This is a genomic window from Flavivirga jejuensis (assembly GCF_030540765.1).
Classification (GTDB): domain Bacteria; phylum Bacteroidota; class Bacteroidia; order Flavobacteriales; family Flavobacteriaceae; genus Flavivirga; species Flavivirga jejuensis.
Genome location: NZ_JAUOEL010000009.1, coordinates 250,357 through 276,545 on the forward strand (window position 1 = coordinate 250,357; position 26,189 = coordinate 276,545).

At 34.1% G+C, this 26,189-nt stretch carries 15 protein-coding genes (1 of these 15 running past the window's edge); 7 read left to right on the top strand and 8 right to left on the bottom strand.

Annotation, left to right across the window (positions count from 1 at the left end; genetic code table 11):
• Nucleotides 1–968, bottom strand: partial view of a non-ribosomal peptide synthase/polyketide synthase gene (locus tag Q4Q40_RS22020; RefSeq protein WP_303304218.1) — the beginning only. The gene continues 19,492 nt to the left of window position 1, outside the view; 968 of the gene's 20,460 nt are visible here — the first part of the coding sequence; it begins with the start codon at nucleotides 966–968; the stop codon falls past the left edge of the window.
• On the bottom strand, nucleotides 968–10,495 hold the full coding sequence (locus Q4Q40_RS22025) for a non-ribosomal peptide synthetase (RefSeq protein ID WP_303304219.1): 9,528 nt from the start codon (nucleotides 10,493–10,495) through the stop codon (nucleotides 968–970). The genes Q4Q40_RS22020 and Q4Q40_RS22025 overlap by 1 nt, the downstream gene beginning before the upstream one ends.
• A gap of 337 nt (nucleotides 10,496–10,832) precedes the next feature.
• On the opposite strand from Q4Q40_RS22025, the gene Q4Q40_RS22030 reads away from it, so the two are divergent.
• The 7 genes from Q4Q40_RS22030 (at nucleotide 10,833) to Q4Q40_RS22060 (ending at nucleotide 17,799) form a co-directional block, all read left to right on the top strand.
• Nucleotides 10,833–11,201: a hypothetical protein gene (locus tag Q4Q40_RS22030; RefSeq protein WP_303304220.1), complete on the top strand. Its 369-nt coding sequence runs from the start codon at nucleotides 10,833–10,835 to the stop codon at nucleotides 11,199–11,201.
• 627 nt (nucleotides 11,202–11,828) lie between these two features.
• On the top strand, nucleotides 11,829–12,884 hold the full coding sequence (locus Q4Q40_RS22035) for a hypothetical protein (RefSeq protein ID WP_303304221.1): 1,056 nt from the start codon (nucleotides 11,829–11,831) through the stop codon (nucleotides 12,882–12,884).
• Nucleotides 12,885–13,342: 458 nt separating this feature from the next.
• Nucleotides 13,343–13,474 carry a hypothetical protein gene (locus Q4Q40_RS22040; protein ID WP_303304222.1) on the top strand — a complete coding sequence of 44 codons (132 nt, stop codon included), beginning with the start codon at nucleotides 13,343–13,345 and terminating at the stop codon, nucleotides 13,472–13,474.
• Nucleotides 13,475–13,677: 203 nt separating this feature from the next.
• Nucleotides 13,678–14,409 (top strand): 4'-phosphopantetheinyl transferase family protein, encoded by a 732-nt coding sequence (locus tag Q4Q40_RS22045; RefSeq protein ID WP_303304223.1) that lies wholly within the window; start codon nucleotides 13,678–13,680, stop codon nucleotides 14,407–14,409.
• A 514-nt stretch (nucleotides 14,410–14,923) separates the two neighbouring features.
• Complete coding sequence (locus Q4Q40_RS22050) at nucleotides 14,924–15,187, top strand: helix-turn-helix domain-containing protein (RefSeq protein WP_496559864.1); 264 nt, start codon at nucleotides 14,924–14,926, stop codon at nucleotides 15,185–15,187.
• 281 nt (nucleotides 15,188–15,468) lie between these two features.
• Entirely contained in the window at nucleotides 15,469–15,768 is a 300-nt protein-coding gene (locus tag Q4Q40_RS22055) for a DUF6520 family protein (RefSeq protein ID WP_303304225.1), read from the top strand.
• Between the two features lie 534 nt (nucleotides 15,769–16,302).
• On the top strand, nucleotides 16,303–17,799 hold the full coding sequence (locus tag Q4Q40_RS22060) for a MauE/DoxX family redox-associated membrane protein (protein ID WP_303304226.1): 1,497 nt from the start codon (nucleotides 16,303–16,305) through the stop codon (nucleotides 17,797–17,799).
• A gap of 302 nt (nucleotides 17,800–18,101) precedes the next feature.
• Here Q4Q40_RS22060 and Q4Q40_RS22065 read toward each other — a convergent pair whose 3' ends face one another.
• The 6 genes from Q4Q40_RS22065 to Q4Q40_RS22090 all read right to left on the bottom strand — a co-directional run bounded on the left by Q4Q40_RS22065 (nucleotide 18,102) and on the right by Q4Q40_RS22090 (nucleotide 26,146).
• Complete coding sequence (locus Q4Q40_RS22065) at nucleotides 18,102–19,511, bottom strand: RagB/SusD family nutrient uptake outer membrane protein (protein WP_303304227.1); 1,410 nt, start codon at nucleotides 19,509–19,511, stop codon at nucleotides 18,102–18,104.
• Nucleotides 19,512–19,585: 74 nt separating this feature from the next.
• Nucleotides 19,586–22,675, bottom strand: coding sequence for a SusC/RagA family TonB-linked outer membrane protein (locus Q4Q40_RS22070; protein ID WP_303304228.1), 3,090 nt, complete (start codon nucleotides 22,673–22,675; stop codon nucleotides 19,586–19,588).
• A 1,475-nt stretch (nucleotides 22,676–24,150) separates the two neighbouring features.
• Entirely contained in the window at nucleotides 24,151–24,456 is a 306-nt protein-coding gene (locus tag Q4Q40_RS22075; protein ID WP_303304229.1) for a hypothetical protein, read from the bottom strand.
• Nucleotides 24,457–24,544: 88 nt separating this feature from the next.
• A complete protein-coding gene (locus Q4Q40_RS22080) occupies nucleotides 24,545–24,769 on the bottom strand; it encodes a hypothetical protein (RefSeq protein WP_303304230.1) in 225 nt (74 codons plus the stop codon).
• Nucleotides 24,770–25,108: 339 nt separating this feature from the next.
• Nucleotides 25,109–25,855, bottom strand: a complete 747-nt coding sequence (locus tag Q4Q40_RS22085; RefSeq protein ID WP_303304231.1) for a nucleotidyl transferase AbiEii/AbiGii toxin family protein — start codon at nucleotides 25,853–25,855, stop codon at nucleotides 25,109–25,111.
• Between the two features lie 3 nt (nucleotides 25,856–25,858).
• The gene (locus tag Q4Q40_RS22090; protein WP_303304232.1) at nucleotides 25,859–26,146 is read right to left on the bottom strand and encodes a DUF6922 domain-containing protein; all 288 of its coding nucleotides are present in this window, start codon (nucleotides 26,144–26,146) and stop codon (nucleotides 25,859–25,861) included.
• Nucleotides 26,147–26,189: the final 43 nt, after the last annotated feature.

Here is a 26,189-nt window from a genome sequence, read left to right on the forward strand (position 1 = left end):
GTATATTTACTCAATAGAATGTAAAAGCCAGATAGCAATGTGGCATACATTGTGCCTCCTTGTTCTTTTGATAAATCTCTTAATTTATTCGATAGCGTTTCTTCAATGGTAAACAAAACATCTGCTCCAGAATAATCTATCTGTTTTGGTCTAACTTTGTCTGTTGGTAAGGATAATGCCTCATACCCTTGTAATTTGTCTCGCCAATAATTAACTTGTTTTTCTAAAATGTCATCTTGTAAATACTCTTTTTGCCAAATAGCAAAGTCTTTATACTGAACCGTTACATCGGCTAATTTTTCATCATTATAAAAAGCATTTATTTCTTTCAATAATACATCCTCAGACCATCCATCGAATACGATATGATGCACATTGATTAATAAGATATGGCGGTTTTCCTCTTGATAAAAACAGACTCTAATAGGAGGCTCCACCAGCAATTGAAAAGGTAAATTAATATCCTTTTCAATTTGAGCATCAATAGCAAAATCTTGATGGTGATACTCATGAATAATAAGATGATCAGCAATAATATATTGTGTGTGCCCATCTTCTGTCTGCTTAAAGACAGATCTTAATACCTCATGTCGTTGGATGACTTGACGCATTGCCAACTTTAATTTCTCTTTATCGGTTTCCGCTCCTAATTCAAATAAAAGTGGTATGTGATACGCATTCGTCCCTTGCTCATACTGTTCGATAAACCAAAGTCGTTCTTGAGCAAATGAAAGGGGGGTCTTATCAAGAATAGGTGTATGATATATACGAGGTAATTTTATTTCGCTGGAGTCAATCTGATTGCTCTCCAATAAAGTTATAATCGAAGCCTTATTCTGACTTAGTTGATCTAACAAATCTTTATCCTTGAATGATTTAGGAAATTTAGACTTTAATTTACCTTCCTCTACCCACAAAAAGACTCCTAAATTATTCGCTCTGTAAATGAGTTTTAAAAATTCTAACATTATAATTCTATTTCTATGTATTCCTCTTCAACAACCAAACTCAAAATGTAATTTGATAATTGTTGAACAGTTTTATAATTAAAAATATCGGCTACTACTGTCGCTGTATCCAGCGCTTTATTTATTTGATGTGATAGCTTGATTGCCAAAATAGAATTACCTCCTATTCTAAAGAAATTATCACATATACCTATAGTATCAATGTCCAAAACATTTTGCCAAACACGGCAAAGCGCTATCTCCATATCACTTGTTGGTGCTAAATAGGGGTCTGTACTTGTAAATTCAGGGTCAGGTAATTGTTTTCGGTCGAGCTTCCCATTTATTGTCAACGGAAACTGTTCGAGTTGCACCAGTAAAGAAGGCACCATATAATCTGGTAATAATTCTATGAGTCTGTTTAATATTTTTTCCTCTGTAATGGCACTCTCAACAATGTAGTACGCTACTAGATATTCGTTTCCATTCTTTTCTTTAGCCAATACACAAGCTTGACTGATCTCTTCAATGGAAATTAGCGTGTTTTCAATTTCCCCTAATTCAATTCTATATCCCCGAATCTTCACTTGGAAATCGTTTCTTCCAATGTATTCTATATTTCCATCAGACATCCACCGAACAAGATCTCCTGTTTTATATAGTTGTTTATATCCTAGCATCAAATCCTTATGTGTCGCGAATGGGTTCTTAACAAACGACGAATTTGTTAACTCAGGAAGATTTAAATACCCTTCAGCTAAACCAGCTCCTCCCAAATATAATTCTCCCACAACCCCTACTGGAACTGGGTTTAAACTGCCGTCCAAAATATAAGCTCTTGAATTATCTATAGGCTTTCCTATAAAAACAGATTCATGATTTACAAACGAATCGAGGTTACAATCAATTTCATACGAAGTGGCATCTACTGTAAACTCGGTCGGTCCATACGTATTTATTATTGAAATATCTGCTGGAATATTCTTAGCTAAGAAATCAGATATAATACTTGACGAAAGACTTTCTCCTCCAATATTTATCAGCTTTAATTTTGAATATTCATAATTATTAAAGGGCAATATTAGGTATGAAAATGATGTGGGGGTCATTTCAAAAACCTCGATTTCATTGGTTATTAAATAATCATTAAACTGAGAAGGGTTTAATATGCAGTCTCTTGATAAAACATGTAAGGTATGGCCAAATAAAATCGTGTTAAAAAGCTGTTGAATTGAAAAGTCAAAATTATAACTCGAGACTAATGCTACTTGAAGATTGGCTGACAATGCAGCGTACCTCTTATTATGGAAGTTTATCAAGTTACTTACAGCGCTATGTTTTATTGATACGCCTTTGGGTTTACCCGTCGTTCCTGAAGTGAAGAGTGTATAGGCTAAATTAACGGCCTTACTGTGATTAGGCAAATTTGATTTATCCTCGTCTACGTACAATTCTTGTGATAAATCAATGTAAACAATGGTCTCTTGTGGAAGTTGAGAATATCCATCAGTGTTTAAATGTTTTTGCGTAAGGACAAGTTCAACTTGCGTGTCTTCCAGAATATAGTTGATTTTACTCTGTGGGGATAACGGATCTAAGGGTACATAGGCGCCGCCCGATTTCAAAACAGCCATGATACCGATGATCATTTCTAAACTTCGATCCAAGAATAAAGCAACGCGTGTGTCTGGAGCAAGCGGTTGATTAGTTCTTTGCATATATTGCTTCCGCAAGTGCGCAGCTAATTGATTACTTTTCTCATTTAGCTCTTGATAAGTTAGTTGCTTTCCTTCATGTATCAATGCCATATGACTCGGAGTCTTTAATGATTGTTCTTCAAACAACTGACTCATTGTCTTGTCTTTTGGATAATGCGAATCTGTCTTATTCCAATCTATTACTATTTGATTATATTCTTCTTGATTTAGTAAACTATAATTTTTAAGCTGTTTATTTTGGTTATTAACCATTTGCTTAAGAATAAGTAGGTAATGGCGAACCATTCTATTGATAGTTGATTCCTTATAAATTGAAGTTGCAAAATTGAAGGCACCTTTAATCTCATTCTGTGAGTCGTCAATAAAACAACTCAGGTCATGATTTTCTATCGAATGTGTATCTGCGAATTCCAAATGTTTAAAGAGCTCATTTGATGCGTTATTCCCAAAAGATTGTAAACTAAACATAACCTGAAATATAGGATGCCTTGAAGTGTCTCGTTCTACATTTAAAGATTCGACTATTTTCTCGAATGGCATGTCTTGATATCTTTGAACCTTTATTAAGTTATTTTGAACTTGAGATATAAATTCTTTCGCATTATTCTCAGCGTTAATGTTTTCCCGTAGTGCCAAACTATTGACAAAGAATCCTATCAAATCTTTAATTTCTGAATAGTTTCTATTGGCAATAGGAGTTCCTACAATAATATCATCTTGAGAAGAATATTTGCTTAATAAAATATAAAACCCTGATAGCAAAGTGGTATATAAAGTCACCCCTAGTTCTTTTGACAATTCCCTTAAGTTATTGGATAATTCCTTTTCAATGGTAAATGCAACATCTGCTCCTGTATAGTCTATTTCTTTTGGCCTGGCCTTATCTGTGGGGAGGGATAATGGCTCATACCCTTTTAGTTTTTCTTGCCAGTACTTAGATTGCTTTTCTAATATTTCACCGTCCAAATAGTTTCTTTGCCAGGCAGCAAAGTCTTTGTATTGAATTGGTAAGTTTGGTAAAATATCATCATTATAAATGGCACGAATCTCATTCAATAGTATATCCAAGGACCATCCGTCTGATGCTATATGATGAATATTAACCAAGAGCATTACCCGATTATCGTGATGATAAAAGCTAACTCTTATGGGGATTTCATCTTGTAAATTAAAAGGTGTATTAACATCTCTTTCTTTCTGAGCTTCAAGATCTGTTTCTAAATAATGATAACTATTAATAATAAGTGCCTCATCAATAACTTCTTGGGAAAACGTCCCATTTTTTTGAGTCAAGATCGTTCTCAGGATATCATGTCTTAAGAAAACTTTTTGAATGGCCTCTTTTAATTTCTCCTTTTTAATATTTTCTTGAAGCTCAACAAAAAGAGGAATATGATAGGCATTCGTTCCTTGTTCATATTGTTCGATAAACCATAGCCGCTCTTGAGCAAATGATAATGGATAACGCGCTTTATTTTGAGGCGTAATGGTTATATTTTCAGCGCTATTTTCTTCTATGAATTTTGCTAGGTTTGCTATTGTTTTGTAGTTAAATATTTCAGATACGGCAATATGGATATTTAGTACTTTACTTATTTTATGTAACAATTTTATTGCCTGAATAGAATTCCCTCCAATTCTAAAGAAATTATCTGATACACCTACTTTTTCAAGGTTTAATACGGCTTGCCAAATATCACATAACTTGATCTCTAAATCTGATGTTGGTGCAATATAACTCACCTCATTGGTAAACTCGGGGTCAGGTAATACCTTGCGGTCTAATTTTCCATTAATCGTTAAAGGGAAGCTTTCGAGTTGAACAAAAGCATTCGGCACCATGTATTCTGGTAATTGTACTGATACTGTTTTTAAAATAGCTTCTTCTGTGATTACCACCTCTGAAGTGAAATAAGCCACCAAATATTTATTGCCATTCTTTTCTTTAGCTAGCACACAAGCTTGCGTTATTCCATCAATAGCAACTAATGCATTTTCAATCTCTCCAAGCTCTATTCGATACCCTCTTATTTTAACCTGAAAATCATTTCTACCAATGTATTCCAAATTTCCATCTGGTAGCCAGCGAACCAGATCTCCTGTTTTGTATAATTGTGTATAGCCATTTTCTATATCTGTTTTACTGGCAAAGGGATTTGAAATAAACTTTTGAGCCGTAAGCGCTTCTTGATTCAAGTAACCTCTCGCTAATCCAGCTCCTCCTATTAATAACTCTCCTATAACACCTATAGGAACTGGGCTCATGTTTTTATCGACTACGTATAATGATCGGTTATCTATTCCCTTACCTATCGGAACTGAATGACTTTCTATTTGATCTTCGATAAGATATGTTGTAGCAAATGTGGTACTCTCTGTAGGACCATATCCATTGAGGGTATATGACGCCTTTTCTTTGGTGGAGATCAGTGAATTTATAATATTTACATCCAATGCTTCACCTCCAACTAACAAATATTTTAGATTACTTAGTGCGGATGGATCGTTAATAAATATTGTGTTGAATAAGGTTTTCGTTAGCCATAAGATACTTATGTTATTTTTATCTAAGAACGTTTTAAAACAACTGGAACTTGAAGCTAATGCCATTGTATTTAATGGAATAACTAATTTTGCACCATAACATAGTGGCATCCATATTTCGAAAGTCGAGGCATCAAATACTGGTGAAGACAATAAAACAAACGAATCGTGGTCTTCAACTTCTATAAAGTTATTAAGGACTAAACTTGTGATATTCCGATGCGTATTCATGACTCCTTTCGGGAGACCTGCTGTCCCTGAGGTATAAATAACATACGCCAAATCTGTTGCCTTATTCTGTTGGGGTAAGTTATTTGTTAATTCAGTTTCATAGCATCTCAAATCCAAGGCGATCAATCGTACATCACTTACTTGTTCTAATTTTTCCACCAAACCTGATTGCGTTAAAACAAGAGGTGTATTGGTGTCTCTAAGCATATAGAGGATCCGATCTGAAGGATATTCTGGATCAATAGGCACATAAGCGCCACCAGTTTTCAAAATACCCAAAATTCCTATGATCATTTCTGGACTTCGATCCAAACATAATGCGATTAATGTATCTGGATTAATGGTTGTTTGTGATTGCAAATACCGCGCTAATTGATTGGCCTTTGCATTTAACTCTGCATAAGTAAATTGTTGTGCTTCAAATACGATTGCTATATTATTTGGCGTCTTTAATGATTGGTCTTCAAATAGCTGACATATCGTTTTATCCTTTGGATAATCTAAATTTATTTTATTCCAGTTCAATACAATTTGCTCATATTCTAATGGCGTAAGAGTAGATAAACTGTGGTGTTTCTTATTTAAATTCACAATTAATTCATCTAAAATCAATTTGATTTTTTCTAGATGGTACCTTGACTTCTCTTCACTTAAAAGTGTTTTATCTGATTGTAAATTGATCACCAATCCTGTGCCATTTTCATGAGCTGTAAGCCCCAATGGGTAATCTAATTTCTCTACTGAATACTGGTACTCAGGACTTAAATCATCCGCACTTGGATTTTCTGATTTGGCAGGTATTGGATAGTTTTCAAATACAAGAAGACTATGGAACAGGCGCTTCCCTTCTTCTTGTAAGCTCGCCAAATTTGCGAAACTGTGGCTATTAAGGTCTGTGATTTGCTGGTGGATATACTGGATTTGTTCTAATACGGTATGGTCGTTATCCCAATCGATAATCAAAGGCAAGGTGTTGATGAATAATCCAACACTAGCTTCGATTCCTGACACTGGAATGGCGCGACCAGAAATGGTTGTTCCTACTATCGTTTGTGTATCTTGAGTGTATACCTGAATGAGTTTATGCCAGGCAAATTGTATCAGCGTATTTAAAGGTAAGCCTTCTCTTTTGGTCAAGTTCTTTAATGCTACATATTGCTCGCCTGTAATTTCAATACTTGTGCTAGAAGGTTCAGCCAAAGTTTTAACGGTATCCAATACTTGTTTACAAGACAATAGCGGATTTAAATCGTTGGTTTGTACTATCGTTCTCTTTTTTGTTTGCCAATACGCTTTTACTATATCAATGTGTTTGGCGAAAAAGTTTTGCGCCTCTAAATAAGCGGTATCTACAGCGATTTTTACAGGTCTGTTTTGTTGCAATTCTATGTAATTCTTATGAACATTATTCAGTAATAACGGACCACTCCAACCATCCATAATACTGTGGTGTTCAGACTTTAAGATCGTGTAATGATCAACAGATTGTCTAATAATATAGAGCCGCAACAGGCAAGGTTGTGTTAAATCAAATGCAATAGTTCTATCTTCTTGTTGTAAATTAATAATATGTTCTTCTCGCTCTGTTTGTGATAGAGCACTTATATCAATTGTTCTGCAGTTTAACTTTGCGGTCGAATAAACAACTTGGATCAATGATTCTTCCCAGTTAAAACCAGTTCGAAGGATGGGATACTTTTCAATCGCCAACTCCCAAGATTGTATGTAATTATCAATGTTTAACGTTTGATTATAGTCAAATAAAAACTGTCCTCTATAGGCATCATCCTCTGCTTGACTCAGTGCATGGTAGATAAATCCTTGCTGTAGACTATTGGCTAAATAGATTGATTCCACTTGTCTATCTTTCTGAATTTTATCCAATAAGGACTCTGAAATAGTAACCGTTTCAAAATCACTTGGGGTGTGCTTTGTTTCTTTGTTATTGATTTTATTCAAACAATGTGCTACAATGTCTTCCAAGTGTCTTTGGAAATTCCTTGAAAATTCCATTGTTTCATTTTCACCCAATTGACTAATGATACTAAAATTGAGCTGGCCATCCGTCACCATTCCAGTAATGTTAATAATATCTGATTCAATATTATTTATATGTATAGGAATACCTGAGTTTTCGGATAAGACTTGCCAATAGCCGTCTTGAGTATCAAATTGCCCCAAATAGTTAAAGGTTATACTTGGTAAATTGATATAACCGTTAGGATAGATGGCTCCAAAGCCAATGCCTTTGTTTGGAATAGCACGTAAACTTTCCTTGATTCCTTTGATACTTGATTCTAGATTATCTTCCACTGAAAGTTCAACAGGATACATAGTAGTAAACCAACCTACGGTTTTACTATGATCGATCGTTTCATTTAGCTGCTCTCGACCGTGTCCTTCTAAGGTAATTACGTTCCTTGTTTTTTTGTTCCAACTTTGAAGTGTTAAACCTAATGCTGTTAAGAGTAAATCATTCACCTCGGTATGGTATGCTTTATTGGCTTGTTGCAATAAATCACCCGTAAGTTTTTGGCTGATTTCAATGTTACTGAATGCCGCTTGCTTTTCAAGAACATCGTATGTAGGCATTGTTTTTAAAACAGAATCCCAATATGCTTTTTCTTTGGGGTGCTTTTCTTCGTATTTTGAGATTTCATCTACCCACTGACGGTAACTACTCGATTTATCTCCTAAAGTTTCGTTGTTATACAAAGATTGAAAATCTTCGATTAGTATTCTCCACGAAACAGCATCTACAATTAAGTGATGTAATGCAAAATATAAGCGAGCTGTTTTATCTGCATAACCTTCAAGATAGGCAACACTCCATAAAGGGCCTTTATGAATATCAAAATGACTTTGCCAGTTTGTTAATCTCTCGTTTATGGCTTCTTTTGATAAATCCGAAACATTTAGTCTGTGTAGCTGTGGAACATTGGTCGTTGTGGAATACCGTTGTTTAGTAACGGTAGCGCTAAAATTAGTCCGTAAAATATCATGCTGTGCTGCCAAAGCTTCAATGATCTTTTGAAGTTTTTCTACCTCTAGTTCGGGAACTTTGACTAAAAAGCTTTGATTCCAATGGTTATATTCAGGAAGTTGTTTTGCGTCTACTTTATCAAAGAACCATTGTTGGATGGGTAGTAAATCAAACGCTCCTTCTAGGTTTCCTTGTTCTGCAAGAATCTGAACCGTATCCACTTCGGAGGCTATAAACTGGGCTAATTGCTGAACTGTTCTATGATCAAAAATAGCACTAACGCTACAGTTTAAACCATGTTTTCTTAGTCTTGAACTTAACTGAATACTCAAAATAGAGTCCCCTCCTATTCTAAAGAAATCATCAGATATACCTATTTTTTCAAGGTTTAATACGGCTTGCCAAATACCACATAATTTAATCTCTAAATCTGATGTTGGTGCCACATAACTCGACTCATCGGTAAAATCAGGGTCTGGCAATGCCTTACGATCTAATTTTCCATTGATTGTTAAAGGAAAGCTTTCTAATGCTACAAAAGCACTTGGTACCATATATTCGGGTAATTGTGCGGACAGTATTTTTATAAGAACTTCCTCTGTGATGGCTAACTCGGAAGTGAAATAAGCTGCTAGGTATTTATTGCCATTTCTTTCTTTGGCCAGTACGCAAGCTTGTGTTATTCCATCAATAGCAACTAAGGTATTTTCAATTTCTCCCAACTCGATTCTAAAACCTCTAATTTTAACCTGAAAATCATTTCTTCCTATGTATTCTATGTTGCCATCGGGGAGCCATCTTACCAAATCACCTGTTTTGTATAATTTATTATAGCCCTTAGCTAGGTCGTCGTCTGTTGCAAAAGGGTTGGTGATGAATTTTTCTGCCGTAAGTTCGGGGCGATTTAAATAACCACGGGAAAGGTCTTGTGCTCCGATAAATAATTCTCCCACCACACCAATAGGTACTGCCTGGATGTTAGCGTTCAATACATAAAACTTAATGTTTTGAATGGGCTTCCCTATTGGAATCACGGTAGCATTGGATTTTATGTCATCATAAGAACTTACATCTATTGCTACTTCTGTTGGTCCGTAGAGATTATTTAATTTTATGCTTGGAAATAAATTCTTAAAGTCATTAGCCAGTTGAATGGGCAAAGCTTCGCCACTACAAAAAATGGACTTTACAAAGGGTAACTTATTGTCATTATTATTTTTCAAATACGCAATAAAACCATTTAACATACTTGGTACAAAGTGTAGTTTAGTCACTTTTTGGCGTTTGATGATCGTATGTAAATATGCTGGTTCCTTATGTCCGTTTACTTTTGCAAAAAGCAGTTTACTACCCGAAATTAAGGGTAGTAATAATTCCCAAACAGAGACATCAAAAACATAAGGTGTTTTTTGTAAAACGGTATCGCTTTCATTAAAATCGTATGTTTCCTTTTGCCATACCAATCTGTTTACTAATAATTGATGGCTTACAACTGCTCCTTTTGGTTTTCCTGTTGTGCCTGAAGTGTAAATCACATAAGCAAGGTCTGTGGCTGTATTTTGTAAAACAAGATTATGTGATTGTTCATCCTTATAAGGTATTGTATTTAATGTTATTAGTTTTACATCACTCACTTTCTTTAGAACCTCAACCAAATGGGATTGAGTTAAAACAATGGAACTCCTGGTATCTTCTAAAATATAATTGATTCTATCTGAAGGATATTCAGGATCTATAGGAACATAGGCACCTCCTGCTTTTTGAACACCTAAAATTCCGATAATCATATCCAGACTTCTATCTAAACAAAGCGCTATTAATGTATCTGGAGTAACTGTTGTTTGGGTACGTAAATAGCGTGCTAATTGATTGACTTTTGCATTGAGTTCTGCATACGTGAGTGTTTCTTGTTCGAATACTGCTGCAAGCTTATCTGGTGTTTTTAAAACCTGGTCTTCAAATAACTGGTAGATTGTTTTTTCTGAAGGATAGGCTACATCCGTATGGTTCCAATCTATTACAATTTTCTTATGTTCAGCTGTAGTTAGCAAGCTTATCTCTGATGATTCCATGTTAGTGTTTTTTATATTTGTAACAAGTTCAAGTAAATCACAAAACGCATTGGAAATTTGCTTGATTTAGTTCCCTGCATTCAATTTGCATATACAAAAAGTTATATTTTCGTACAAATATGTATATATTGGTATTTTAAAGTCAATTATTTTTCGAGATATTCGATTTAGTTCCCCTGTTATTTCAGAAATATATTCATCAATAAATATATGAAAAATCTGTTTTCTTATGAAAGTATTATCCTACTTATTTATTTGTATTCTCATTTAGAGGCAGTTACACACACTAAGACATTAAATTCAAGGACTTTAAGACAGAAACAAATATCTTAGAATCATGAAAACAATAGCCGCTTTAATACCTTTAATCAGAAAAAATTCAGAGCATCATTTAGGGATATCCAAGATAAGTGGTTCCTTTAAAGCCTTAGAATTAAACTTAGCAGAGCTTCATCCTAAAGAATTGGAAATTTACTCCTCTTATAAGCATGAACGGAGAAAGATGAGTTATCTTCTTGGTAGATTATCTGCCAAAAGAGCTATTTCTGAATTGACTCACTTTAATCCATTCAATGCTATTTTTATAGATGTAGCTGTATTTGAATTTCCAGTAGTTAAATGCCTTGCTATACAGAACATTCAGCTAAGTATTAGTCATTTTAAAAAGATCGTCAAAACCAGTATTAGTCTGATGTCTAAAAATTAAACCCTAACCTTTTTAATGTTACCAAAATGCTAACATTTTTTATAGCTTAATATAAACCCGGCACAGAAAACCTAATAACACCCTGTTTTTAAGGTTTTTACACAAAATATGAGTTTATAATACTTTTTGTAATATGAAGTGAATGACTTTGTTGACCTACTTTAGACCTATGCGTAGCTTATCTCATTTTGTAACTTTTTCTAAATAGCAGACAGGGATATTAGTCTTACAACACCCCTTCTTATATCAAAAAAAATGAAACTAGAAAAAAAATTAGACGAAAATCAAAAAAAATAAATCGACTATTATACTGATTAACAACAAGTAAAAATACTCAACAAAATTTTGTGAGCATTGCTTCTAATTTTTCTTTCGGAAAACCCTAGCTCTTTTGCTATATTCGCCCAAAAATCTGAAAACTCTGGTGGAGTTTCAAGCAACAAATCGTCAAATGATTTTAAGCGAATTAGTAATCTATTAGATATTAAATTTACAAATGAAAATACATGAAATAAGTCAACTGTGGTCCCTCCCGTCAGTTATATAAAATAAGAAATAACATGAAACAACCCTTTATTTAGAATATTGACAAACATTAAATAATAAAAAACCCAAAAAACTACAAAAATGAAACACCTTAAAATTTTAATTGTAATTGCTTTATCCCTAGCTACTTACAATATTTCTGAAGCACAAACCAAAACAAAAACTAGCAAATTAAGTAAAAAACTTAAGAGGTTAGACCTTTACGAAGAAGAGGTTTTAGATTTTGAACAATACAAAAATAATGTCGGTAAAATTCTTTTTTCGAATCATGATTTTGAACGAGAATTACCAGAATCAAAATATATTACGTCTTACAAAATGGGGGATAAACTTTCGATGAGGGCTTATATGAAAAATTCATCAGCCAATAGCATGATGATTCAATTAGCTGAGAGTGGAAAAGAAAAAATAAAAGATATAAATGAAAAAAAATACGATTGTAAACATTTTTCATACACGATATGGAAAATATATTTGGACGGAAAGCCAGTAGGCGAAACCAATAGAGAATCAAAAAAATTTAACTCTGAGGATTTCGCAACTTTCCCCACCTCAATAGCTGATCTTAAAGACGATAATGGTTTTTATTTTGGAGAGACTTTATATGAAGATCTTTTGGCTAAAGAAGAACTTCTTACTCCTGGAACTCATAAACTAAAGTTAGAACTAATACCCAAATCAAATATTATTCATTTTGATTTTGCCCCTATTGCTACAGGAGAAATTGATTTAATAATAGATGGAGATGATCACTCTTATATTACTATGGATAATTGCATCCCTAAAAATATTAGAGCTAAGGCTTCTGACCCTAAATTAGAAGAAGAATTTAAACAAATCTTCTTAAAGCACGAACCTAAAGGACATAAATTTGTTAAGCTTTGGCTCCCTGATAATAGATGGCATGTTCAAAGAGCAGAAGAATACCCTAATCCGATTACAAATAAATCTAGGGCTGCTGTTATAGTTACTAAAAATGATAAAGGTGAGTTATTTTATGATTTATACGGTTTCAGAAAAGATTTTGATGGGGTTGAATATGGAAATATCACTCTAGGTGGATACATAAATAGTTCAACTGGAAGAACAGTGTCCCCTTCTCGTAAAATTAGTAAACATTGTGAAAAACTTTTATAAATCAGTAATTTACTTAAACTTCTAAACAAACTTTTAACATGATTGTTTAGATAAAAATTACACATAAACATAGCCATACGTTGGTAATCGTTTAACAGGTCACTAAAAAAAATACAGAGACTAACTCTAAAGCTCCTTTTTAAGGAGCTTTAGTTTTTTTAGAGGCTAATTGTTTGTTTTTAAGCTTGGGAACTTATTTAATAAGTGCTATAAAGACTTTTATAGAAAAGAGCCTACTTAATTTTCTCTAAAATTAAAGATCATAAATAACTCTCTTTTTTATTTTTTATAAGTAATCATTTTTTATAAAAAGTACCTTATATATGTTCTTCTATTCAGCTTTGGAACACATGCGCAAACAGCTATAACAGGTCGGCTTGACTTAAAGGATCAGATTACAAAAGAGCACAAAGTATATCTATACAAATTAAGCCTTGAAGGGATTAAAGAATTCCTAAATGACTAAGGAAATTACATGGTCTCCTTTGGGAGCTGACGGATCATTTTCTTTTAAGAGCAAACGACTCTCAAATCAGGATGCTTTTTATCAATTACATTTAAATCACAAAACGCATTGGAAATTTGCTTGATTTAGTTTCCTGCATTCAATTTGCATGTACAAAAAGTCAAATTTTCGCACAAATATGTATATATTAGTATTTTAAAGTCAATTATTTTTCGAGACCTTCGATTTAATCCTCCTGTTATTTTCTTAAGCCATTATTTATAGTTAGCTATACGCATTAAGACATTAAATTAAAGACTTTAAGACTGAAATAAATATCTTAGAATCATGAAAACAATAGCCGCTTTAATACCTTTAACCAGAAAAAATTCAGAGCATCATTTCGGTATATCCATCATAAGTGGTTCCATTAAGGCCCTAGAATTAAACTTAGCAGAACTTCATCCTAAAGAATTGGAAATTTACTCCTCTTATAAGCATGAGCGGAGAAAGATGAGTTATCTTCTTGGTAGATTATCTGCCAAAAGAGCTATTTCTGAATTGACTCACTTTAATCCATTCAATGCTATTTTTATAGATGTAGCTGTATTTGAATTTCCAGTAGTTAAATGCCTCGCTATACAGAACATTCAGTTAAGTATTAGTCATTGTAATAATATAGGACTCAGTATAGCATTCCCAGAAAGTCATCCAATGGGCATTGATTTTGAAGAAATTAACACAAATAACAGGGGCGTTTTAAAAGATCAAATGACTTTAGAGGAGATTCAATTAGTTGAATACTTATTTTCCGAAGAAGCGAAAGGTTATACACTTCTTTGGACGGCAAAAGAGGCGCTTTCGAAAATATTCAGAACTGGCTTAATGATCGACTTTAAATTACTGGAATTAGACGAAATTGTAAAAAAAGGAACCGTTTGGGAAAGCACCTTTAAATATTGTGGACAATATAAAGCAATCTCTTATTTCTCTGGAACTTATGTATGCTCATTAGTTTTACCTAAGTATAGCTCTTTCAATATTTCAGAATTATTAAAAGTCTTTAAATTCTTAGATTAAGTCTCTGTAAACCTAAGAAACCGTTTAAATCTTATCCTTTAGTTTATTTTGTCGTCTTAAGCCCTCATTCTGAAGCAAAATTTCTCATGAATCATTAACTTTGTTTTTTAGGTTTTCTTTTATCCTTTCAATTGCTCAATACAAGGTCACTTTAAATAAAAAATAGCACATAACTATTTAAAGTTAAAAATGCTTGTTTTATAATATTTCACAAAGTTGAAGTTGCTTAAAAAAAAGAGATAAACACCTCATTAAAAGCCCAATGTATAGATACAAAAAGGCGTAAACCTCAACTTAATTACATTATAAGTACTAGTATACCCTAACCACGATAAGAGAGCCCACACCACGCCTAGGAGCGAATCCACTTATTATTTCGTGGTTTTTAAAATTACTAGTTTTATAATGCAAGACTCAAAGCAATAGTTTCCAGTTTTTTTATCAGCAATATTGCAAATATGTATCAGAAGAATGAATTAGTAAATCTAAAAACTCATTCGCTTTATATCGTAACATTGACGAAAAGACGGTTAGACGAATTCTAAATGATAAGAGATATGCTATGCAGATTGAAACATTAAATAAAATCTGCGAAGCTCATAACATCAAGCTTTCAGAATTTTTTAAAAAAGTTGAAGAAAAATATTCCAAATACTGTTATCAGATTATCCCCCTGCTCATACCAATAGGCTTAAACAAATCCCTCTCAGATAAATTATTATCCCTTTGGAGTAAGCCTATATCCGTAATAAATCATAAATTATTTATAAACAAATGATTACCAATAAATTATAAATCTATTACTATCACAATAACACGTTATTAGTGTTTCTTTACTTTCTTTTTATACGAGTATTTATTTGTGCAACGCTGAGAAAATGATTGATTTTTGACACTATATACTCCTCTTTTATACTATAAAATCATGAATAAAACCTAAGATAAAAGACAAAAAACAAAGTCTAGAGCAAAAAGTCTAGAACCAAAAATACTGCAGTCAGGGCTAAGACCGAAAACCTGTTAAAGAGAGTAGGTCATTAATTTTTAAATATCTATATTATGAAACGTAATTTTTTTAAATCCATTTTACATCCCATTGTCTTTATGATGACCCTTGTGGCATCTTTGGCTTTTTCTCCTGCTCTAAATGACGCAGATGACTTTATTATCACTAAAGGGTATTACCAAGTTTTGGACTCCAGCCAAGCCCCTGAACAGTGTAAGAAAATATCAAATATTGAGTGTGCTACAGGTGGCTTTGTAAATTGTACCATTACTGTGCTTGGTTATGGATCTGTCGGACTGTATAAACTTCAGGGTGATGGCTCTACTTGTAGTCTGCATTTGTATGAGCCATAAGTGATTGTTTTGTGAAGTTTAAGATAAAGGCGTCCCCATGTGGCAGCCTTTAAGTGGACTGAAAAAGTATTGTAACTTACTTTGTTAGATTGAACCCAGATTATGCCATAGAAAATTTATTCCATCCAAAAACCAATGCAAATACTGTTGCTTTGCTGCATTTTTGAATGTCACCATAGGCTATGCTATGCTAAAATTAAGAGAACAATAGTATTTATTGCAATTTCAAGCTTCACGATGAAGTTTTATTGCATAATCAGGGTTGAAACCTTTAGCCTTAGCTCAAGACAGGCTTTGTTGAAATCGATATGGATATCAGAGCGTTAAAATATTTCGGCAGAGCCTGTGCTGAACAACTAGCGCTGAGTGCAGTTGAAGTATCCAATACAATATTTGGATTGTTTTTCATACAAAACCATTTTTTTATACTTTGAATTCATCTGTCATGATCCAATAATCATAGTAATAGTGAGATTTGTGGGCGCTATTTCAAAGTTAAATGGATCTTTTCCTATCGATTTTAGAATAAATGATATGAACATATATAGTAAACATAAAACCATTTTGCTGGAATGTATTTATATCCTGTATATCGTATTGTTTGTATATGCGGCAATAAGCAAATTTTTGGTTTTTGATGAATTTATGATTCAGATAGGGCAATCTCCCGTACTTACCACTTATGCAGGTTGGTTGGCCTGGATAGTACCTTCTATTGAGATCCTAATCGCATTGATGCTAATCATACCACGATTTAGGTTGCTAGCCTTATATGCTGCTTTTACACTTATGGCCATGTTCACGACCTATATCGTTATCATTTTGAATTTTAGTGATCATATTCCTTGTTCCTGTGGGGGTGTTTTGGAAAAATTGGATTGGACCGAGCATCTAATCTTCAATATAATCTATGTTGTTCTTGCTTTTATTGGGATTATAATAATCCGTAAAAAACCATATCCCTCACTTTTCTTCTGCATGGTATGTGGTATCGGTTTTATTGCTTTATTATTTACCCTTTCAGAAAAGGGATTACATCGTGACAATAGTTTTATTCGGCGATTTCCTGGGCATCCTGCAATAAAAGCCAAAGCACTGGATCTTACATACAATTCCTATTATATTGCTGGAGCTGATGCTGGACAGATTTATCTGGGTAATTTCACAGCACCTCTAAATCTAATGATCCTAGACACATCCCTTCAGAAAAAACAGGAGATCCGTTTAGCTTTGGATCAAGACAGCCTACTGTTCCAATTTGTACAGCTCCGGGTGATCCCACCCTATTTCTTCCTCGTGGACGGTATAACGCCCTATATCTCCAGAGGCAATACAACAGATTGGAAAGCCCACTCCATCATGGACAAACCCGCTTATTTTTCGAAGGTAACCCCCATCGATTCCGCTAGTTTAGCCATTCAATCAGTCAGCAGTCGAACCAAGGAAAATGTCCTTGGTAAAATAAGCCTTTCAGACACCAGTAAGGTTACCTTCTCCTACAACCTGTTACAAAGACAAATAGATGGTCTATTTGATACCGATGGAGTTCTTCAATACAATCATCAATTACAGAAATTGGTGTATACATACTTCTATCGCAATCAATATATTGTTGCTGATAAAGACTTACAATTGAACTTTTTCGGAAAAACCATTGATACCATAAGCCGTGCTCAAATAAAAGTGGGTACCATAACTTCCAAAAATCAACAAAAACTGGCTGCGCCCGCTCTTTTGGTAAACAAGTACAGTGCAACTTATGGCAGCTATCTTTTTGTTAACTCTAAATTGATAGGGCGCTACGAGTCTATTGATATCTGGAAACAGGCTTCTATTATTGATGTATACAACCTTATGGACAATACATATGAGTTTAGTTTTTATGTTTATAATATAGGGAAGGATACGCTTAAAACGTTTCGGGTACTTAATGATAAATTTATTGGGTTGATTGGTAATCATATTGTTACTTATCAGCTTAACAGGAATCGTTTTAAGAACCTATTGCCAGTTTCTAAAGACAATTTTTAATAAAACATGCGCTGTTCCTATTTTATGCTTTAAACCTTCCGCAAGCTCTGGGTAGTCTAGCTCAGCAAGACTAAGTAACTTTAAATTGCCTTTTTAGTTTGACCGACAATTAATAACTATTTTGTCAATTCGAGACCAAAAAAAAATTCTCAAGCGAATAAATGACGGGTTAGAGTCATAAATTATGAATTAAAATGAGCTACAGAAAACGAATTTGCTTATCGAAGCGCACTACATATAATTACAACCTAAAAGACAAGCAATTACGAAAACACATCAATAATAGTAATAACGGCATATTATTAATAACCCTCATTTTGTGGCTCCAAATTTGGATTAAGCAATAGCTCCGTTTCGGGAATGGGCAATAAAATGTCGGTGGCTTTCCAACCAGATTTAATGGGTGCCAATACATCAGCAGTTTTTCCCATCCGTTTTAAATCGAACCAACGGTGTCCTTGTTCTGTGAACAGTTCTACCCATCGCTCGTGCAAGATGGCATCCAACAGGTCTTTCAAAGTGCTAGCTGTGGTATCATTCAAACCTGCCCGATTTCTAATGGCATTTATATCTTTTTGAGCACCAAGGAGATCTCCTAATTGTGCCCTGGCTTCCGCTCGTATTAAATATTGTTCTGCCAAACGAAACTGTATAGAATATTCAACTGAAGTTGTTTCTGTTAGGGATGCTTCTTTATATTTAAAGGCATGATACCAGGTAGCTGTGCCATGGGCTGCTTTTATCCAATGCAATTGGCGCAGATCATCAGGTTCAAAGGCATTGACTAAAACAGGACTCAACACTGGATTATTAAGAGGCTCTGCGGTGAATATAAAAAATGCGCCCTCACTAGTATTTTCGCCATCGGAATCTGGCTTAAATTGCCATATAGTCCCAGACGCATCCTTTAGAAAGACCTTATTCAAATCGGATTCCAGGGCTCCAAATTTAGTGATAATTCTATCAGAAAAAGCTTCAGCCAAGGTCCATTGCTCGGTATATAAATATGCCCGAGCTAGAACGGCCTCGACCACCGCAGCATAAGGACGCACCTTCTCTCCGCTAATATCTGTATCGGGCAATAAGTCTAGTGCCAAGCTTAAATCTTTTATAATTTGATCGTACACCAAAACTCTGGACATACGGGACACCGTTGTGTTTTTTCTATAATCTGTAATCGTGATATAGGGAATGTTCCCAAAAAGTTCCACGAGCAATAGATGCAGATAAGCTCTAATAAACAGTGCCTCCCCCGTAAACTGACCCGCTTCCTCTGAAGTCAGGGACACCGAATTCCCAACACCTTCTATAATAGCATTGGCTGCATAAATTTGATTATAAGTGCTGTTCCACAAGTTCAATACGGTTAAGTCGCTTGCTAATAGCGTATGGTTTTGATACTGATAATTTGACGCATTAGAATCATATGATTCCAATTCATCGGTATATAATCCCATCACAATACCCAGATGATGAGATGCCAGCCCTTGATCATCCCGCATTTTGACATAGCTATTTTTTAAAGCGGCTTCAGCTGTTTCTGGATTAGTAAAGACATCTTCTACCGATAATTTGTTTTTGGGAAGCTCTACGTCCACAAAATCGGTACAGGCGGTTAACAAAAGTATTAAAATGGGTAGGTATAACTGATTGCATACTCTTAATCCTTTTTTGGAAACCCATCGATATTGTTTTAAATTTGTGTGCTTCATTTTATTTTGTTTTATTTTGTTTTTTTATAGGTTAAGATTCCCTCCTTCGAGGGAATGACAAAAACATCTCTAATTTAAAAACCTAGCTGCATGCCCAAAGTAAATTGTCGCAATAAGGGGAGATACGAATTATTTGTCTGTTCTGGGTCTCCGCTTCCATATTTAGTAAACGTTAAAAGGTTTTGACCTTGTAGGCAGATCCTAATATCCATACCAGGGATGTTAGCCTTAGGAATGGTATAGATTAAAGAGACATTTCTAAGCCGTATAAAGGAGGCATCCGTATAAATCGCATTACTTTTATTGTATAGATTATAGTTATTATTAATCTCTGAATCTAGATTTCCTATAGTATAACGCCTTATTAGAGTATCATCTCCAACATGCTGCCAGCGATTTAACACAGATACTGGTTGATTATCGGGTCCTGCCCCAGGAGCCCCTAATCGGTCTGAAAGTGTATTGACAGACCTTTGCTTCTTAAACTGGAAAAACACCTCCAAGCTCCAGTTCTTATAACTTATCGTATTATTTAGAGCCCCATAAAATTTTGGTGCGGTATCCTCGATCCATTGACGATCTGGGGATGAAATCTCATCATCCTTATTATAGTCTTCAAATTGATACAGCCCTGTATCTGGATTTACTCCAATAGTATGGAATAGCTTTACAATGTTTATAGGCTTACCTAAAGCAAGTTTATCCTTATACGTAGAGTTTTCTAAGCCATCAAATTTTACCAGCTTATTTTTGGGTACCGATATATTAAAGGTGGTCGTCCATTTAAAATGATTGTTTTGAATATTTACAGACTGGAAGTCTATTTCAAGACCCGTGTTTTCTACAGTAGCATCAAAATTATCATTGATAAAACTAAAACCTGTGGTTCCAGGTAAAGGAACCTCTACCAGTTGGTTAGAAGACTGGTTTCTGTACCATGCTGTTGTGAGCAACACACGATCCTTAAAAAAACCTAACTCTAAAGCGGCTTCAAACTTCTGGTTTGCTTCCCAAAAAAAATCAGGGTTGAATAGACTTGCAAGTTCCAGGGTGGAACCATTATAGCTCCCACCCGACGTCTCATAGGAATTATAAAATCCGTAATCTTCTATAGTATCGCTACCTGTAATCCCATAACTGCCCCGAAGCTTTCCAAAACTTAAAACCTTAAATAGGCTTTCCTTTAAAAACAACCATGCAACACCTACCGCTCCAAAATTACCAAATTGCTTGCCTGGTCCGAAGCGAGAGGAACCATCCCGACGTCCCGTTAGGTTTAGAATATAAGTATCGTCCCAATTAATATTAATCCTGCCAAAGACCGCTTGATAATTATATACCGAGTCTTCATCTAACAACACAGAGGTTTGATCTGCGGCCGACAGATCTAAGATTTGGCTGTAACTAGGGAAACCTAAACCGTGATGACTGATCTGATTTGATTTTTGTTTCTGAAATGTTGTTCCCAACAAGATGTTAATACTGACCTTCTCCCAGTCCTTTTGCCAGTTAATCTGTGGCTCAACAATCCAAGATTGACTTGATACAGTATTGGTGAGAACGCTCGACGTTTTACTCGAGCGTGAAGGACTAGGGGCATACTGTGACGCTGGGTTTGTTTTGTACAGATCCATACTGTAACCTGTATAGCCCAGATTGGCTTTAAACACCAAGGCTGGCATGAGGGCATATGAAACATCCCAATTCATGATAAGGTTACTGGTCTGTGATCGATACTTGGCTTCCAACTGCCCCAATGGGTTACCAAAGGTATTGTTTTCCCAATTTAAATCACCCTTTTCATCGTACAATGCAGGGGCGTTGGGTGGCAACCTATGGGCTAAATCAGTAAATCGGCTACTAAAACCAGGAAGTTGATTGTCGTCTGACGCATACTGCATTGTGCCATTTATTTGGAAGCGTTTATTGACCGATTGGTGGTTGATATTATTATGTACCGAAACCTTCCTGTAGTTGGAATCCCCAATATACACTGTAGTTTCGTTTTGATAGCCACCACTAATTAAAAACTGAGTCTGTTCGTTACCTCCTGAAAAAGACAATTGCGCCCTCTTCCGATAGGCGGTATCACCAATAAGCACGTCTTGCCAATCGGTATAACGTTCCTGGTTCCAAGTATATAAATCATTAGCCCCTCTTTTAAGAATAGCAGGCAAGGTTTCAAGCGTATACCCTCCATTGGCAATCGCTTCTAATCGCATTTCTAAATATTGCTCGGTATTCAATAAATCTGCAAAACTGGAATGCGGTACAGCCGCCAGACTCGTACTTACATGCACCTCCATCCTTACTTTTCCTGTCTTCCCTTTTTTGGTCGTGATGAGTACCACACCATTAGCCCCTCGGGATCCATAGATCGCCGTGGCATCGGCATCCTTGAGCACCTCTATGCTTTCAATACTGGCAGGGTTTATTAAATTTAAAGGGCTTATCTCCCCGCCTGGGACGATTTGGCCTGAGATCTTTATATCCCCTAATGACTGGGAAGCATAGGGTACTCCATCTACTATAAACAAAGGATGCGTACTCCCTGGGTTAAAATCTTTACGTATAAAATTCTTACCTCGAATCTCAATATTAAAACCGCTCCCAGAAACGCCCGAATACTGAGTAATATTTACACCTGGAATATAACCTTGCATGGCAGCCAGAGGGTTGGATACGGGTTGTTTTTCTATGGTCTTTGCATTCATTTTGTAAATACTTCCTGTTGTTTCTCTTTGGAAGGTATTATAATAACCTGCATTGATGGTTACTTCATTCAGGCTACTAACACCTTCTTTAAGGGACACATTAATGGTGGTTCCTGCCTGACCAGCAGACAGGTGGTTGCCTACCGTTATTTCTTGTGTTTCAAAACCCAAACTTGAAAAGACCAGTATATTGGCTGGATCTGGCACTGTGAGGCTGTACTGCCCATCTAAATTGGTGCCTGTGCCTGTGGTGGTGCCTTTTATTAAGACTGTTGCTCCTGGTATCGGGAAGCCAGATTGGTCTGTAATGGTTCCAGTAACTATTTGTTGTTGGGCTTTGGAATGATTCGCTTTATCTTCATTGATTATGGTTTTTGCATGTTGAGAACCTACATACTTTGGCGTCAAACTAAACAGTGTTGTACAAAACAAGACTATAAAAGTGTTCATCAGGTGTTTTAAGGAGGAGGAGGCTTTTCTTAATTTAATGCCTTTAAATTTACAAGTCATTTTTTTAGTTGCTTTTTTAAATTAATTAATACTATAGGGAGATGCAGTTTATTATTTATCAAGAGAGGTGAACTGCTTGCTTTTCGTTTTAAGAAGTTTTTATCTTAGTTGAGAGATTACTGATTAGTTTTCAATCTAATCCTTTTAGTTTTAGTCTTGGTTTAATGGAGTTTGTATGATTTGTCAGCCTGTAATCTGGCATTCTCATTAAAAAGGGCTCTTGTACTTTTTCTTTACGCTCGACTCTTAGCGCCGTGTCGCGTCGTTCTTTATTTATATCTCTTATACCTTTATTTTTAATGCTTTTTAACCTGCTTTATGTGTGGTTCTTACACCAATTATAATTCAAACTATTTATAACTCATTTTGAGTGATAATTGGTATTATATATGAGTGTATCTTTTCGTTGTTTCATCGAAGCTCTCAGATCTTTCTAAGTCATCAATAGGTTTCATTCTTACAGCAAGGCTATTCTTTTTTAAAAGCAGACTTATTTTAATTAGAATTGCCCATTTAGACTATTTTTAGGTTATGAATTCATCTTCTTTTTTTATGATTCAAAAAACCCTATCTGTCGGAAGCCCTAAGTTTTATCTTTTTTTTACAGCAGTACGAAGGAACAAAAGACTAAATTTGGATGGGTATTATTTTTTACTTCAATAAAAAATGAGAGATTTAAGAAATTAATACTGTTGTAGTTAACACAATAAAAAAATAAAAGTGGGTGGGCTTAATTGTTAAAATTTGTTTGAATTTGTATAACTGTTAACTACCTACTGATCAATGTCTATCCCGCTAGTGCGGAAATGTTTTCCGTGCCCACAAGAAAATTAAAAAGCTTTTAAATAGTTTTTTGTGACCGAGAAAGGATTAACTCGCTACGCTCCTTTTCCCCTTAAAACTCCGATTTGAAAACAAAAAATGCATATTAACAAATTCAAACTGACTTGATTTGACGCATGACTTTTTATTTATTCGTGACCACCGCGAAGGGATTCGAACCCCGTCCGTAACCAGTAACCTTTATAGGTGTTTGAAGATGTCATTAATTTGAGGTGGCTATATAACTACCATACCAATTGATTTAGTTTGTTCACCAATGACTTTCAATCTATGATAAAGATACAAATTTTATCAGATATCCATATAAACTATAATTAAGAGAACCCTCATAATATAAAATTTTATTTCAAACACTCTACGCTACAACATTTGTTTCCATTTCTTTTTAGTTATAATAATTTAAGAAGTTTTTATTTGGTTTTAATACACAAAATTCTAATATTTATACAACACAAATATCTAATATGTGTGCGTCACAAAAATCTAATTAGTATAAATCTCTATATATGTACACTCCACTCACCTATTGTTTTACCAAAATTCTATGAGATCGTTTATAAAACTGATTTAAGCTATTTTATTATATAGCCACCAGAAACTTCTTCATATGCTTCTATTAAAGAAATAAAAGATTTCATTTTACTTAGAAATGGAGTTTTTAAAAACCCTAACTCTTTATTTGGGTCTAATTCTATTACCATATCAAATGCTTCGACGTAATTGGTTGTCTTAATCTTTTCATTGCGAAAAACCTGCTTAACATCATTTAACCAATTTTCTCTATTGTTTGCAATTTGTCCAAAATATCTATTTTTAATATCAAATATTTCATTCCAAGATGTGATTTTTTCGCTTTTAGTATTAAAATCAACAGCCACATCATTTTTGCTAAAAACAATAGTTCTGATTGTATTGTCCGTTTAGTTCTTTCCTTTAATTTATTTGTTTTAGGAGGATAAACTCTATTTAAATTAATAGAGACAGTTTCACTATTAATTTTACCAATAAAATGTATTTAAATTGTCCTTGAAGTTTTTTATTTTGAATTGATTTTTCCCTTTCAACATTAAGTTTCAAGTTAAGTTTATCCATAACTAATTTTTCATAGCCTAAAGAAAGCGTATCACAATCTTCAATATTCAGATGTGTAATTCCATACATCATAAGATTCATCAGACCTATTCGCTCCATAGTTTAGTCAATATCAAAGTCATAAAAAGTAGTTGTTTTTAGCTTTTCAAGTTTACCCTTATTTTCTATTTCATCAAAAAGCTTTCCAGTGTTTCATTAACATCGTAGAGAAAGTTTTTAGAAGAAAAAAAATAAGAAAAAGAGTAATTTAAACTTTGCTTTATAAACTAAAATCAAATAGTTTTTATTGTTATTAATTACTTATCAATGTACATAGAAGTTTTACTTGAACATATGTCTTTTTTGGAGAAGTTAAGCAGAAAAAAGAGTATTACATTTTGAAAATATTTTATAGAAAGAAAAATAATTACTATTAAAATTGGGTTTTGCTTGTGGGAATTATAATTTTGGATATTCTATTCCTAAATACTGATACAAACGTCTTACTTTCATACGCCATTTAATACTTGCCATATGCCAAGATTTACTCCCTTCAATATTTAAAATATTATCGTGAGAATGACGCATTTTTTGTTTTGCAACCATTCTTTTGTCAAAAAGTAGAAGTAGATGAGGGTTATCAATTGGGTCTGGATCCTCATCTAAATCAAATATATTTCTATCTGTAGCCTTGTTAAACTTTTCATTTTTAGATTTCAACATATTATATAAATCAAATAAGTTTTCTGATTCTGTGATATATTCTAAATCATAAATGTCCTTTTTAGCAGGACGACTTGCGCAACTCACTAATTTAAAAAGCCCTATATCTTTTACATCATAACAACGGACTCCTTTAATTATTTCAAAATCATAGAGTGCTTTCATATTCTGAATAATATCTACCTTTATTGTAACATTCTTTTTAGCTATATAAAAGCGTATATCTACAAATTGGTCATTCTCTTTTATAGGATATACAATATTCATTAATTTATCACCATAAAATGCTTTGGTTTCTGTTTCAATTTGTTCAAATCCTTTAACACCAATAATGTTGGTAGAAAATAAATCAATATCTTCAGATATTCTGTGATTAAAGCGTAATGCTAAATTTGTACCACCTGCTAATGCAAAATCAGACAGACTTGGCAATTCTTGCAATTCTTTAATTGTTTGTAAAAGTAATTTGGAAACCGCTTGCATTATTTATACTACGTAACGGTAGAAAGGTTTTATATTATATCGTTTACTTACTAATATACATACTTGATTACTAATATTCTCTTTGGTATGTTTTAGAATTTGTACAATATCTCTTTTAGAATAATACTCTTCTAACACTTTAATATCTTTAGGAAAAGAATCTTCATTCGTAGCATATAAAGCTCTTGGAATAATAATATTCTTATCTCTTTTAATAGATAATTTACTACTATCCATATCCCAAAATATATGGTTAGGGAATACTTTTGATATGTCTACTCTTGCTTTCAAAACTTCTTTATATATAATTCCTTTTAATACTTCAATGTATTGA

Excerpts from the sequence above, each read along its gene's own strand:
- Q4Q40_RS22025 (WP_303304219.1), bottom strand. The coding sequence starts at position 10,495 with ATGGAATCATCAGAGATAAGCTTGCTAACTACAGCTGAACATAAGAAA.
- Q4Q40_RS22035 (WP_303304221.1), top strand. The coding sequence starts at position 11,829 with ATGAAACACCTTAAAATTTTAATTGTAATTGCTTTATCCCTAGCTACT.
- Q4Q40_RS22070 (WP_303304228.1), bottom strand. The coding sequence starts at position 22,675 with ATGAACACTTTTATAGTCTTGTTTTGTACAACACTGTTTAGTTTGACG.
- Q4Q40_RS22040 (WP_303304222.1), top strand. The coding sequence starts at position 13,343 with ATGACTAAGGAAATTACATGGTCTCCTTTGGGAGCTGACGGATCATTT.
- Q4Q40_RS22085 (WP_303304231.1), bottom strand. The coding sequence starts at position 25,855 with ATGCAAGCGGTTTCCAAATTACTTTTACAAACAATTAAAGAATTGCAA.
- Q4Q40_RS22045 (WP_303304223.1), top strand. The coding sequence starts at position 13,678 with ATGAAAACAATAGCCGCTTTAATACCTTTAACCAGAAAAAATTCAGAG.
- Q4Q40_RS22055 (WP_303304225.1), top strand. The coding sequence starts at position 15,469 with ATGAAACGTAATTTTTTTAAATCCATTTTACATCCCATTGTCTTTATG.
- Q4Q40_RS22060 (WP_303304226.1), top strand. The coding sequence starts at position 16,303 with ATGAACATATATAGTAAACATAAAACCATTTTGCTGGAATGTATTTAT.
- Q4Q40_RS22030 (WP_303304220.1), top strand. The coding sequence starts at position 10,833 with ATGAAAACAATAGCCGCTTTAATACCTTTAATCAGAAAAAATTCAGAG.
- Q4Q40_RS22080 (WP_303304230.1), bottom strand. The coding sequence starts at position 24,769 with ATGGAGCGAATAGGTCTGATGAATCTTATGATGTATGGAATTACACAT.
- Q4Q40_RS22065 (WP_303304227.1), bottom strand. The coding sequence starts at position 19,511 with ATGAAGCACACAAATTTAAAACAATATCGATGGGTTTCCAAAAAAGGA.